General features: G+C 61.8%; 9 protein-coding genes. 2 read left to right on the forward strand and 7 right to left on the reverse strand.

The features are described 5' to 3' along the window. Nucleotides 1–63: 63 nt before the first annotated feature. A complete protein-coding gene (locus HWX55_RS28885) occupies nucleotides 64–1,014 on the reverse strand; it encodes a LysR family transcriptional regulator (protein WP_175978206.1) in 951 nt (316 codons plus the stop codon). Between the two features lie 299 nt (nucleotides 1,015–1,313). Next, the gene (locus HWX55_RS28890) at nucleotides 1,314–2,612 is read right to left on the reverse strand and encodes an adenylosuccinate synthase (protein WP_175978207.1); all 1,299 of its coding nucleotides are present in this window, start codon (nucleotides 2,610–2,612) and stop codon (nucleotides 1,314–1,316) included. Between the two features lie 140 nt (nucleotides 2,613–2,752). On the opposite strand from HWX55_RS28890, the gene gcvA reads away from it, so the two are divergent. Further along, nucleotides 2,753–3,658, forward strand: a complete 906-nt coding sequence (gene gcvA, locus HWX55_RS28895; protein ID WP_175978208.1) for a transcriptional regulator GcvA — start codon at nucleotides 2,753–2,755, stop codon at nucleotides 3,656–3,658. Nucleotides 3,659–3,810: 152 nt separating this feature from the next. Here gcvA and HWX55_RS28900 read toward each other — a convergent pair whose 3' ends face one another. Beyond that, the gene (locus tag HWX55_RS28900) at nucleotides 3,811–4,119 is read right to left on the reverse strand and encodes a hypothetical protein (RefSeq protein WP_069619690.1); all 309 of its coding nucleotides are present in this window, start codon (nucleotides 4,117–4,119) and stop codon (nucleotides 3,811–3,813) included. A 2,348-nt stretch (nucleotides 4,120–6,467) separates the two neighbouring features. Between HWX55_RS28900 and HWX55_RS28905 the strand changes: the two genes are divergently transcribed. Next, nucleotides 6,468–7,784 (forward strand): replication initiation protein, encoded by a 1,317-nt coding sequence (locus tag HWX55_RS28905; RefSeq protein ID WP_069619691.1) that lies wholly within the window; start codon nucleotides 6,468–6,470, stop codon nucleotides 7,782–7,784. 95 nt (nucleotides 7,785–7,879) lie between these two features. On the opposite strand, the gene HWX55_RS28910 is transcribed toward HWX55_RS28905, so the two are convergent. The 4 genes from HWX55_RS28910 to HWX55_RS28925 form a co-directional block, all read right to left on the reverse strand. Then, nucleotides 7,880–8,911, reverse strand: coding sequence for a ParB/RepB/Spo0J family partition protein (locus tag HWX55_RS28910; protein WP_069619692.1), 1,032 nt, complete (start codon nucleotides 8,909–8,911; stop codon nucleotides 7,880–7,882). Beyond that, a complete protein-coding gene (locus HWX55_RS28915) occupies nucleotides 8,904–9,599 on the reverse strand; it encodes a ParA family protein (protein ID WP_006497839.1) in 696 nt (231 codons plus the stop codon). Before HWX55_RS28915 ends, HWX55_RS28910 begins: the two co-directional genes overlap by 8 nt. Before the next feature lie 1,635 nt (nucleotides 9,600–11,234). Continuing rightward, the gene (locus tag HWX55_RS28920; protein WP_175978209.1) at nucleotides 11,235–12,251 is read right to left on the reverse strand and encodes an AraC family transcriptional regulator; all 1,017 of its coding nucleotides are present in this window, start codon (nucleotides 12,249–12,251) and stop codon (nucleotides 11,235–11,237) included. A gap of 126 nt (nucleotides 12,252–12,377) precedes the next feature. Then, nucleotides 12,378–13,502 (reverse strand): MBL fold metallo-hydrolase, encoded by a 1,125-nt coding sequence (locus HWX55_RS28925; protein ID WP_175978210.1) that lies wholly within the window; start codon nucleotides 13,500–13,502, stop codon nucleotides 12,378–12,380. Nucleotides 13,503–13,655 lie beyond the last annotated feature (153 nt).

Raw genomic sequence — 13,655 nt, forward strand, 5'->3', positions numbered from 1 at the left:
TACGAATTATTTCAATTGACCCGAAAGACAGTGCGCGGCACTCACGTATCGATCATGCGTGAATCAGGACTGACGGGACACGCAGCAAGCGTTCAATGCAGCCTCGTCGGCGGCCAGCATCTCCGGCACGCATTCCCGCAGGAAATCGACGAACGTGCGGATCTTCGCATCGAGATACTGACGCGACGCATACAGCGTATAGACCGTCAGCTTCTGCAACCGGTAATCGGGCAGCACGCGCACCAGCGCGCCGCTCGCGAGCGCGGGCAGCGCAGCCGACATCGGCAGCGGGCCGATCCCGAGCCCCGCGCGCAGCGCGGCGCCGAGCGCATCGGCGATATTCACCTGGAAATCGGGCACCGACAATTCGAACGTTTCGCGGCCGTTCGGGCCGTCGAGATGCCAGCGGTCGCGCGGAAACAGCGACGTGACGAGCCGCAGGCACGCATGTCCGGCGAGATCGCTCACCGTGCGCGGCGTGCCGCGCGCCTTCAGGTAGGCAGGCGACGCGCACAGCACGCTGCCCACGTCGCCGAGCCGCTGCGATACCAGCCCGGAATCGGGCAGCTCCGTCGTGCTCAACTGCAGCGACACGTCGTAGCCTTCGTCGATGATGTCGGGCACGTGCTGCGACAGCGTCAGCTCGACCGCGACCGACGGATAGCGTTCGCGGTAGCGCACGACCGCGGGCACCACGTAGGACTGGCCGAAACTCGTCGTCGCGTGGACGTGCAGCCGTCCGGACGGCTTCACCTGTGCATCGGCCGCCTCGGCTTCCGCTTCGTCGATATAGCCGAGGATACGCTGGCAGCGGTCGAGATAGCGCTGCCCGGCGTCGGTCAGTGCGATGCGGCGCGTGCTGCGGTTCAGCAGGCGCGTGCGCAGATGCGTTTCGAGTTGCGCGACCGAACGCGACGCGTAGGCCGTCGTGATGTCCAGGCGCTGGGCCGCGCTCGTGAAGCTGCCCTCTTCCGCGACCCGGACGAAAATGCGCATCATCTGTAACGTGTCCATCGACCTGTCCCCGGGGATTGTCACGCCGCGCCGTCGTGCGGCCAGGGTGCCGGCAGCGCCGGCACACGCCGGTCTGGCGCGAATTGTGCGGAACAGTACAGCAGCGGTGCAGACGTGTCCAGTTCGCCGTAGGCGGCACGATCCGGATGCCGAATCGTGCTGCGAAGCCGCTCGCCGCGCGGCATCCGGGCCGGGTGGGCATGCGTATGGAGGGACCGACAGGCCAACCGCAGCGGTCGGCAAAAGCTCCCCGCCCACCATGATCGCGCGCTCGATCGACACCCTGCGCATCTCGCGCGTCACGCGGCGGCCACCCCATCGAATGGATTGCGCAACACGATCGTGTCGTCGCGCTCCGCGCCCGTCGTGATCATCGAAACCGGCGCGCCCGCCACGGCCTCGATGCGCGCGATGAAATCCCGTGCGGCCCGCGGCAGCGCCGCACGCTCGCGCACGCCCTTCACGGAGCCTTGCCAGCCTTCGAACCGCTCGTAGAGCGGCTTCGCGCGCGACTGCGCATCGAGGCTCGCGGGCAAATGGTCGACGCGCACGCCGTCGAATTCGTAACCGACGCACAACTCGATCGACTCGAAACCATCGAGCACGTCGAGCTTGGTGAGCGCCAGCGAATCGATGCCCGAGATCCTGACAGCCTGACGCAGTTGCGCGGCATCGAGCCATCCGCAGCGCCGCGGCCGGCCGGTGTTGACGCCGAACTCCTGTCCGCGCGCGCGCAGCGTTGCGCCGGTCGCGTCGGTCAGCTCGGTGAGGAACGGTCCGCCGCCGACCCGCGTCGCATACGCCTTCGTCACACCCAGCACGTGGCCAAGCTTCGAGGCACCGAGGCCGGTGCCGGCCGCCGCAGCCGATGCCACGGTGCCCGACGACGTGACGAACGGATAGGTGCCCCAGTCGATGTCCAGCATCACGGCCTGCGAGCCCTCGAACAGGATCCGCTCGCCGCGATCGGTCGCGTCGTTGAGGTCGGCCCAAACCGGACGCACGAACGGCAGGATCTTCGGTGCGAGCGCGATCAGCGTCGCCAGCATCGCGTCGCGATCGTACTCGTCGAGCCCCAGCCCTCGGAACCACGCATTGTGATGGTCGACGAGCACGTCGAGTTTGGTCGCGAGCCCGCCCGGTTCCGCGAGATCGCCGACGCGCAGTCCGCGACGCCCGACCTTGTCCTCGTACGCCGGCCCGATCCCGCGCAGCGTGGTGCCGATGGGTTCGCGGCGCAAACGCTCCTGCGCTTCATCGATCGCACGGTGAATCGGCAGCACCAGCGTCGCGTTCTCGGCGATCGACAGGTTATCCGGCGTCACCGACAGCCCGAGTTCGGCCATCCGCCCGATTTCCGCGAGCAGCGCTTCCGGATCGAGCGCCACGCCGTTGCCGATCACGCCGCGCTTGCCGCGCACGATACCGCTCGGCAGCAGCGCGAGCTTGTACGTGTTGCCGCCGACGACCAGCGTGTGGCCCGCGTTGTGGCCGCCGTTGTAGCGTGCGACGAGATCGGCCTGCGCCGCCAGCCAGTCCACGACGCGCCCCTTGCCTTCGTCGCCCCATTGGGCGCCCACGACCACCACGTTCGGCATGCTCCGTACTCCATGTGAGAAATTCAGACACTCGGTCGGCCCGGTTGGCCGTTTGTGTGCCATATTGGCGGAGCCGGATCACTCGATCAAACGATTAAACCTGAACCATCGTGTGAGTAAATTTCACGCGAAACGATGCAATGGCCCGACGACTCCCTCCGTTAAATTCGCTGCGCGCGTTCGAAGCCGCCGCGCGGCTCGGCAGCTTCACGCTGGCCGCCGACGAGCTGTGCGTCACGCACGGCGCGATCAGCCGGCACGTGCAACAACTGGAAGCGTGGCTCGGGCGGCCGCTGTTCGAACGCCACAACCGGCGCGTCGAACTGACGGCCGCCGGCCGCGCGTACCTCGCCGAGGTCGGCGCTTCGTTCGACCGGATCGCACTTGCCACCGCGCAGCATTTCGGCCACGCGCAGCAGCGCGTGCTGCGCGTCAGCGCGCCCGCGACGTTTTCGCTGCGCTGGCTCGTCCCGAAGCTGTCGTCGTTCCAGGTCGCGCATCCGGCCATCGAGGTGCGGCTGTCGACGTCGAACGAGCCGATCGACAAGCTGCGCGACAAGGTCGACCTGATCGTTCGCGGCGGCCCGCAGGCCATCGACGGGTACGTTGCGGAGGAATTCCTTTCTGAGGTCCGGCTGCCGGTGTGTGCGCCGAAGTTGCTGGAGGGCCGGTTACTCGAGACGCCTGCCGATCTCGCCGGCTTCACGCTGCTGCACGCGGCGACCTATCCGGGCATGTGGCCGGAATGGCTCGCGGCGGCCGGGCACCCGAACCTCGTCCCGCGGCACTCGCTCACGCTCGAGCATTTCTACCTGACGCTGCAAGGTGCGCTCGACGGGCTCGGCGTCGCGATGGGGCCGATCGCGCTCGTCGCCGACGACATCGCCGAAGGCCGGCTCGTGCAGCCGTTCAGCGAACCGGCGCTGCCGCCGTGGCGCTACTTTACGTATGTGGCGTCCGCGCGAGCGGACGACGACGCCGTACGCGCGTTCAAGGACTGGCTGAAGGCAACGGGAAGCGCGACTGCGTCGGGCGAGCGGCGCTGAGCGCCCGTGCCTGTGTGTCGTGCATCTCACGACATGCAGGATTCCAAATCGAATTGAATAAACGTATGGAGCATGTTTGCTTTCGTGCATCGCGCGATCGCGACACACGCGGCAAGCCGCGGACCGAACCGTGGCTTGCCGCCGGACGACGCTTACTGGCTTGCGGCGCCGGCCTTCTTCTCCGCGTTCTGCAGGTTCTGCGGATAGTTCGGATCATTGGCCGCGGGCTTGTAACCGGCGTCTTCGAGTTTCTTCAGCTCGGCGGTGTTCTTCGCACGCGCAGCCTTGCGCTCGGCTTTGCGTTTGGCCCGGGCCGCCTTGCGCGCTTCGCTCTTCGCGGCCTTGGCGTCCTGTGCAACCGGCGCGCTTGCGGTTTCCTGCGCAAAGGCCGGAACGGCCGAGCCGAACAGGAAAGCGGCTGCGGTAGCAGCCAGCGTGAGTTTTCTGATCTGGATTCGCATCGCTGAACTCTCTTTTTTGATGACCATCACGGTTTGAAAAACCATCGAGATACCGCCCCTGCCCTGACCAGTCGTCATGTCGCGGTCAGGACTTGAGCATCATAACCGTGTCGCAAAAATTGTGGCGTCAACGTGCTGACGGAATTGGGGATACACGTATGGGAGACAAAGCGATTGGTGCGCTCGAGGTCGGCCGCCGCGGTACTCGACGCGGTGCGAGGCACCGACGGGTGTTTCACTGGTGGCGATATCGATACGCTCATGCGCGACGTGAGGATCGTCGTGCTTGCACGATCACCGCAGCAGCAGTCGATCCATGCGTCACGTTATCGTTCGATGCGGCTCGAGCGACGGTTCCTCCCATAAACGACCCCGATTCGTTTCTTCGGCGGTCAAGATGGTTACGTTGCGTCGTTGCGTCGTTGCGGCGTGCGGTGATCTGTTCGGTACCGCTTGCCGCACTGTGATGCAGAAGGTTGCCTGTGTGTGGAGGCAAAGCGGGTTGTCGATCCGTAGGTCTGACAAAAAAGGCAGGGCGGCGCAAGCGGTGAAGACGTCGGCCCGATGGGCTGCACGAATGCGCTGAAACCGATCATGAGCGAGCAGCGCTCGTCGGGTGGATATGCCCATGGCCGTGCAGCCTATCCGTCTGTGCAACCGTGCTTGCCGACGCTGAAGCGCCACACAAGGATGTCGATCGTTTCCCGTTTGCTCCCATCGATGGTTCCTTATGTGGATGAGGGCTGGGATCTACACAGCTTGCTTATACCTGTGCCACCGCCTATCGGTGAGCTTTTACGGGAATCTGCTTTTTCGGAAGGTGAGCATATTCGGGAGCATCGGGGAATTCGATTGCGGTGAGCTCCGGCACCGGCAGCACCTTCACGTTGATTCGCAACGATGTCGACGGACACAGCATGGCTTGCCAGGTGGCACTTCAAAGGTAGAAAAACGGACCGGACGCGGGATGGAAAACAGCCGGGATCGGATTCCGTCGGGCACAGTCCACAGGCTAAATTTGGCGAGCGGCATCACAGGCGATCGACAAAAACTTGTCCATAGACGAGGCAGCGCGAGTACAAAAAACCATTCGCGGGCAGTCCAGGATGATTTCGAACTGCTGTGGACGAAGCGACGGGATTCGCTGCGCTCGGCAGTCATAGTGCCGAGGGTGCCATGGGGCACATTTTTGGGTCCCATAAACGGGAACCTCTACGCCGAAACTGCGGATTTCCTCCCATAAGTTTCTACGTTTCGGCGTTTGTGAGTGGGTACTCACCTCTTCGGGAGGCCTTGCCGGGCCTGGAGCCTTCCTGGAACGGTGCGTCAAACAGAGCCGAGTCGGTCTGGATCGCAGGATCTGAACGCCTTGCGTCCCACAGACGACTCCCATTGGTAGCGGTTTATGGGGTTCGTCTTTCTGTGCAAGCACACGTGTGTTTACATCTTTGGTAAACCACGTTTACTTCTTTAACTACTTTTAGACGGCTCACAGCCTTGTCTGGCAAGGGTTTGAGGGGTGTTCGGTACCCATTTATGGGAGCACAGGTGGAAGGGTTTGGGGCTTCAGGTCTGTGGATTTGGGGGTTGGGGTACCGTGTTGTGGGGAATCCGGGTTGTGGATATGGGGCGAACGTATCCGGTTATGGGAGATCGACCGTCAATCGTGCTGGGTAGTCGTCTATGGGAGCACATGAAGGTACCCTTTTATGGGGGGGCTTTTCTCGGTTGGTAGTCCGATGCGGGCACAGTGATTTTCTTCAGGTAGCCGGTTATGGGAAATCTGGAAGGTACCTATTTATGGGAGTCGGTCTCAATCAATTTCCTCCCCTTTGCTCGGGGACGCCGTAAAGCTTTCCCATAGACAGGGCTAAGGCCACGGACAGGTTACCGTCTATGGGGAAAACGCATGGTTGCCGTTTATGGGAGCGATTTCCACCTTCAATCCGGAAAGCAGCTGCGTCGACCCCGCTGACAGGTAGCCTCCTATGGGAAACAACAAAGGTAGCCTGTTATGGGAGAAAAAGGCGGCTGTGTTGCGGGGCACCACGAATCTTCCCGGCGATCTCGATTCCGTCCGTTTGCCCCCATGGATGGGTACCTTCGTATGGCAATTCTTGTGCCGGGTTGCCCTGTCGAGCCAGGAAAGGTAGCGGCTTTTGGGAGGTATTTTGATCAAAAGGTAGACGGATATGGGGCTCTGAACAAATCGTGAAACACGGATTTCTCCTTAAACATCCGATATTTAGCTCATAGAGTGAAAGTGATGCTGGAGCAAGGGCGTTGCTCCGTCGCGCGAAAAGGTATAAAGTCCGCTCTCAATAAGGCAACCTTACCCGGACACCACGATGCCGCGCAAGCCCGCAAGCAAAGGCTCAGACAAACAGGTTTCGCTGTTTCAGACACCCGAGCCGCCCGACTTGCTGCGCAAGGCGGTCCAGGCGATTCATATCGCACCGAAGTCGGGAAAGATCGGTCTGCAGCAGCGCAAGATGTTCAGCTCGCTGATCAAGAACGCACTTCGGCAGGAGGCGTTCGAACCGGGCCGGACGAGCTTCTCGATCTCGATCGCGTCGCTGTCGCACGAGAGCGGGCTGAACAGCAACAACACGAAGTACGTGAAGGATACGGTCAACTCGCTGATCAGTACCGTCGTCAACTGGGACTACCTGGCCGCGGACCGTTCGACGGTCTGGAAAGCATCGGGCCTGCTCGCCGGCGCGGAGCTCGAGCAATCGGTGCTGAAGTACAGCTTCTCCGACCAGATTCGCAGCGAACTGCTCAATCCCGAAATCTACGCGTTGATCGATATGCGGATCGCCCGCGAGTTCCGGCGATCGCACTCGCTCGCGCTGTGGGAAAACACGGTGCGCTACGAAGGGATCGGCATCACCGCGAAGATTCCGCTGCCGAAATTCCGCGACCTCATTCTCGGCCAGGACAAGGCGTCGCAGTCGTACAAGGAATACAAGCTGTTCAAGAGCAAGGTCCTGGTGCCGTGCATTCAGGAGGTGAACGAAGTATCGGATCACACGCTTGAGCTGATCGAACACAAATCCGGCCGCAGCGTGGAAGCCGTGCAGTTCAAGGTGACGCGCAAGCAGAGCACCGATACGGTCGAAGACGGCGACGTCAAGAACGAAGCGCTGGTCGAGGAGGTCGCGAAGTTCGGCATTCCGCGTTCGGAGGCGCGCCGGCTGATCACGCAATACGGCGTGCAGCGCATCAAGGCGGCGATCGCCTATACGCTCAATCGGACCACGAAGAAAAATGCGGCGCCGGTCGACAACGTCGCCGCGTATTTCCGCAAGGCGCTGACGCACGGTTACACGCTGGCCGACGGACAGGGAACCGAAGCGGCCGCACCGGCGAAGGAATCCGCGCAGAGCAAGCAGGAACAGATTCGCGACAAGTATCTGGCGGCGAAGGTCGAGGAAGCCGGCGCGTATTTCCGCGAGCTGGAGATCGACGACCAGACCAAGCTGATCGAGCGTTACAACGAGACGGTGGCGGGTTCGAAGGACCTGACGCTGTCGCCGAAGAAGAAGGCGAGCAAGCTCGCGCAGACCAGCTTCTTCCGCTGGCTGGCGCTCGATACGTGGGGCGAGCCGACCTCGGATGACCTGCTGGAATTCCTGCTGAAAAGCAGTCTCGCGGGCAACTGAACGAGGCCTCGCCGTCGTGCGCGCCGTGCGCCGGACCCTGTTGTGGTCCGGCTGCGCGGCGCAGCGCGAAGGCGAGGCCTTTTGCCGGTGGCGCGTTACTTTGGCGTGGCCGCCGCCAGATCGGCGACGTACGCGTCGATGACGGTCTTGAGCTTGTCGGCAAGCGCTTCCTGGTGGGATGCGTCGACGCCCTTGAGCTGCAGATCCAGACGTCCGTCCGGATAAGTCTTCAACTGGCCGATCGCGCGCGATTCGAGCGCGAAGTCATGACGGACGCTATAGCGCGTGCGTCCGGCCTTCTTGGCGCCGTCGCTTTGCGCACGCAGGAAATTCTCGAGATCGCGGACGGATTTTTTCCGGTCGATCACGGCCGTCAGCAGCCGGTCGGCCGTCGGCTCGCCCAGGCGTTCGAAGATCAGCTTCAGAAAGTACGCGGCCTGCAGACCGACCACGTCGTTCGCACTCGCCATCCGCTCCAGCAGCGTGTTCGGCAGTGCGTTCAGCGACAGCGTCTTGCTGATCGATGCCTTGTCCTTGCCGATTTTCTCCGCCAGCGTGTTCTGGTCGGCAAAGACCTTCTCGTCGAGCAGACGTTTCCACGCGACCGCATCGTCGAAGATCGTCTGGCGTTCGTGATCGTGGTTCGCGCGATACGCGATCGTATAGAGCTGCTCGGGCGTGTGATCGGTGCGGAACGTCGCATTAATCGTCTCGTCGCCGTTGATGCTCGTCGCACGCAGCCGGCGTTGCCCGTCGATCACGACGAGCTTGCCGGGAAATTCGGGGAGCCGAGTGACCTTGATCGGCTCGATCTGCCCTTCCCGTTTCAACGTCAGTGCGAGTTCGTGCAGGCTCGACTCCGAGTAGAACACGCGCGGGTTGAACGGGTTCGGGATGCAGTCCTTGACCAGCACCTTCTGCGGCGCGCCCAGATCGGGCGTACCGGCGGGCGCGGTTGCGGCCGGCGCACTGGCGGGCGCCGCTTCGACGACGGCAGCCGGTGCGGCCGCCGGCTCGGGCAGCCGCGTTTCGAGCGCCGCGTTTTCCTGCGCGAGTCCGCGCAACAGGCCGGCTGCCAGATGCAGGTTGCCGGTCGGCTTCTTGTCTTTCGAGGTGTCCTTAGCCATGGGCGGCTCCGGTAGCGCGCGTCGACGCGATGTATTGGGCCATTTCCGTGACCAGTTTTTCGATTTCCGCGCGGGCTTCCTTCAGGCCCTTCAGGTATCGATTGTGGTGATGGATCGTGGTGCCGAGCGCGAACGTCTGACGATAGACCTCGCGTTGCGCGATCTGGCTGTCGAGCAGATGCTCCCCTATTTCTTCAGCGCGTAAAATTTTTAAAATTTCTTCGCGCATTTTAGTTTTTCCATTGACGCTATTCAGCATTAATGCGGAAGAAAGTTGAGGATTTCGAACGGCGCGCATCGACTCGATCATGCGGATCATTGCAACCGTGCTGTACAGATCGGCTGGCGACGGCGAAAGCGGCACCAGGCAGAAGTCCGCCACTTCGAGGACGGATGCAATACGTGGATCTTCGAGGTTGCCGGGGCAGTCGACGACGATCACGTCGAAGTTCGCGTCCTGTTTCTTGATTTCGCCGCCGATCCCGCGGCCGGCAGGCGCTAGCGACAGGACCGTCATCGGGAGCGTGTTCTCGCCACTTGTGACCCACCGGACGGAAGTGCCTTGAGGGTCGGCATCGATCAGCGCGACCTTATTGCCGCCGGCTTCGAACGCCGCCGCGATGTTGACGGAGATGGTTGTCTTTCCAGTTCCACCTTTTTGATTACTGACGGCGATCTTGAAAGCCATTGAATTCCTCCTAGGAGTTTTACGTAATATAGGCAGGTATTCAAAGGTTGTCTACAAAAGTGTTCAATGCTATGGATGTTTTATTGGTTGTTGTGGTTGTTACGTGACAAGTAGGCCGAATAGCTAGGCGTTATTCGAAAGTAGCGATTCGATAAAAAACCATCGATCTCGGTTGCAAAAGAACGAACGACAAATGTGAGGGAAGCCGACGGTCTTTGGGGTCCATAACGAGATCTTGCGGAGAGACTTGGCGTTTTGGCGTGCGTAGATCTCATTCGAAATTCGATACGAATCCATGTCGGGGATGATGTTGGGCACGGGGAAACAGATGGTTGTCACGTGACAAGTCGCTGAACCTCCGATTTCTCTCGGGGCGTACGTCGTGGGAAATCTTCCATACGGCTGCGCCTCGGATTCCGCAGGAACCTCAGAAATTTCCTTACTTCAATTGTCGATGCGCGCGGCGCGCGACCATAGACCCCTCGTCGTTAACGAGGTGAGTTGTCACGTGACAAATGGATTCCGACGAATCTCCTAACGGGCACTCCGCGATCATCAGGGAGTCGTCGCGGTTGGCGTGTGCTCGCGGCGTACAGGGCTTATTGCTAGGGAGGAACGGCATCGTCGACAGTTTTCGGTCTCGGCTCGTCACTGAATCGTTAGCGAGTTGTCACGTGACAACAGGAGCCGGTGTCTGGAGGACTCCTGCGGCGGGCTGGCTGTATATGAAGGGAGAGTCCCGCGCGAGGGTTGCAAACGAGCGTCTCGGTAGCGAGGTCCGGACATCATCGGGCCGTTGATTCCGCTATCGTCGCGTGGATGCTCACGTGTCGAAGCTATGCGTCAGAACAACTGCTGAGGTGCGCCCCCAACGACGATATCGTGGCGACCATGATGCGTCCCCATTTATACGGTGGGGCGAAATTAGTCGTTGCCGCTCGTGTCGGCCAACAGGGGAGGGCTGTCTCGTGGCAAGTATCAATTCACCGTGCCCTGGAGAGGTTCGACGTGCGCGAGATCGCCGCGTATACCGGCCGCAATGGGTGATGAATCCATGTGCCAGGGACATGTGACAACCCAAACGGGTCGGGTCGTGAAACATTCGTCGAAAATCGATGCTCGCTGGAAATCCTTGTGCGGCAAGGGCTTGCGCCACATTCTTCATCCTGTTTCACGCGAAATGAGCGCGAAAAGGCTTGGAAATGGGGGCGTATGCTATTTCAGTGCGACGGCGTTGGGGATCGGCCCAATCGCAGATAGATTCGTCTTGATTGGTACGTGATTTGTAGTTTATGAGACGTTTTGCGGCGGGCGCAGCTAGAGGTTGTCGACGTGTCGGGGGATCCCTCCACCACTGCGTCGCATCGAGCCGCCAATTCGGCATCAAGTGGGCTTGGTATTTAGCGCCAGTTGTCACGTGACAACGCATGTGCCGAGCCCCAGATTCGTGAAATCGCGAAATATGGAACGGAGAAGCTGAGGCCGGGGAGTCGTCGAGCAGGACTCTGGAGCGCCGCCGGTACAACATGATCTTACAGAGTGGCGCGCGTCCCCTTAAACTGCATGCGACAAATCCAGCCCCGTACTTTGCGAATTCCATCGAAGCCCGTACATCGCTGCCGTCCGTGCTCGCGATCAATAACTCGCCACGATCGACAGAGCGACGTCCGCGCCACCTCGCAGGCTATCGATATCCCGTCGCGGAGAATTACCGAACAGCCGACTATATTCCCGATTGAACTGGGTTGGGCTCGCATACCCGACCCTGAACGCCGCCGACGCTGCATCGAGCCGCTCCGCCAACATCAGCCGACGCGCCTCGTTGAGCCGTATCCATTTCTGATACTGCAACGGACTCATGCCGGTGAGCTGACGGAAGTGATGATGGAAGGTCGAACTGCTCATCTGAACTTGCGCCGCGAGATCATCGACGCGCAACGATTCGTCGTAGTGAGCGCGCAACCACCGGATCGCGCGCGACACGCGGTTGCACTGACTGCCGGTGGACGCAATCTGGCGCAGGCGGGCGCCCTGATCGCTCGTCAGCAGCCGATAGTAGATTTCCCGCTCGATATACGGTGCGAGAACGGCAATCGCGTTCGGGTCGTCCAGCAGCGCGAGCAGCCGGTTCAGCGCGTCGTACAGCGGTTCGGTCATGTCGCCGACGACGAGTCCGCGGCCTGCCGGCGCATCGTCGTGATCCGGCGCGACTTGCATCATCAGTTCGGCCATGACGCGGAAATCGAGCTTGAGACCGAGTCCGAGAAACGGTTTGTCGGGGCTGGCCTCGATGATTTGCGTCGAACCGGGCAGATCGAGCGACGTGATCAGAAAGCGGTCGGCGTCATAGATGTACGCATCCCCGCTCTGCATCACCCGCTTCGCGCCCTGGACGACGAGGCCGAAGCTCGGCTCGACCATGCATTCCATCGGCAGCGTCGGCGCTTCCCTTCGATGAAAGCTCAGATTGGGAATGGCCGTGTTGAGGTGATCGACACCTTCGGTCCATCTCGCGACGCGCTCTGCGAGCGCCTGCCGCAATTCGTTCTCGCGGCTGCGGCGGGTCGAACGGTGGCCTGCCTGGTCGAATGCCGTGATGGCGACATCATCGTCTCGTTGGCCGAGCATGTATCGGACGGGTACCGGATGCATGACTTCTCTACTCAGGTAATCGGATCGACAGGCAGCCGTCGACGTGCGGGGAGGCCGGCAACGCATTCACCACCCGGAATCGCGGCACGGTCATCTTCCCGGCAGGCACGCGCAGCGACTGGCGGACTACTTCGTCGCCTGCGATGCGCAAAGCTGCCAGCGTCGTGATTTCGCCGTCGGCGCTGCCGCGCGCTCGTCGACCGCGCGCCACCAGCGCTCGCCACGATGCGGCGCGTCGAGATCGAGGCGTTCGCCCATTCTCGGTGTTGACAGTTCGATGCCGCGTACGAGCGCCAACGCCGTGACACGCTCGAACGGCTCCTGCCAGCGATGCATGGCGAGGTCGAACGTGCCGTTGTGGATCGGGACCAGCCAGCGTCCGCGCAAATCGATGTGCGCCTGCACGGTTTCTTCCGGCTGCATGTGCACGTACGGCCATTGCGCATCATAGGCGCCTGTTTCGATCAGCGTGACGTCGAAGGGCCCGAGGCGCTCGCCGATCTCCCGGAAGCCGTCGAAATAACCCGTATCGCCGCTGAAGAATACGCGCAGGTCGTCGTCGACGATCACCCACGACGCCCACAGCGTACTGTTACCGTCGAACAGGCTACGCCCGGAGAAGTGCTGGGCGGGCGTAGCCGTCAGCGTCAGCCCGGCCACGTCCGCGCTTTGCCACCAGTCGAGCTGGCGAACCTTGTCCGCGTCGATGCCCCATTCGATCAACCGATCGCCGACACCCAGCGTCGTCACGAACACGCCGGTGGTGGCGGCAAGCGCGAGCACCGTGTCGCGATCGAGGTGATCGTAATGATCGTGCGACAGGATCACGCCGCGCAGCGGCGGAAGATCTTCCAGCGCGATCGGCGGCGCATGAAAGCGCTTGGGGCCGATGCGCCGAAACGGCGACGCGCGCTCGGCGAACACCGGATCGGTCAGCCAGAATTCGCCGCGCAGCTTCAGCAACAGCGTCGAATGGCCGAGCCGGTACAGGCTGCGATCGGGCGCCGCGTCGAGTTCCGCGCGGGTCAGCGAATCGACGGGGAGGGCGCCGGCCGGCACGGTATGACGCGGTTTGTTGACCAGCATGTTCCATGCGATGCCCAGCGTCTTGCCCAATCCTTCGGCGGGCCGCGGCGCGACATTGGCAAAGCGCTCGCCGTTGTGCTGCGGCGAACTGCCGGACAGCGTCCGGCCGCGGCGAGCCGCCGCAAAGCCCAGAATGCGGTGAATCAAAACGAGAGGCGATGCCATGTCCGGTTCGTCCGAAGAATAAACTACACTAAACAGTGTAGTTTATTTTTGGGTGCGCCCGGCAGGGCGCACTTACTTGGAGGTGAAAGTCCTCTACTCGCCCGGCAAGGGGAAGAGTTAGCCGAAGGCAAGGGTTTCCCGGGTGACTGGGAG

It is taken from the genome of Burkholderia sp. BCC1047, assembly GCF_902833155.1.
GTDB lineage: Bacteria > Pseudomonadota > Gammaproteobacteria > Burkholderiales > Burkholderiaceae > Burkholderia > Burkholderia sola.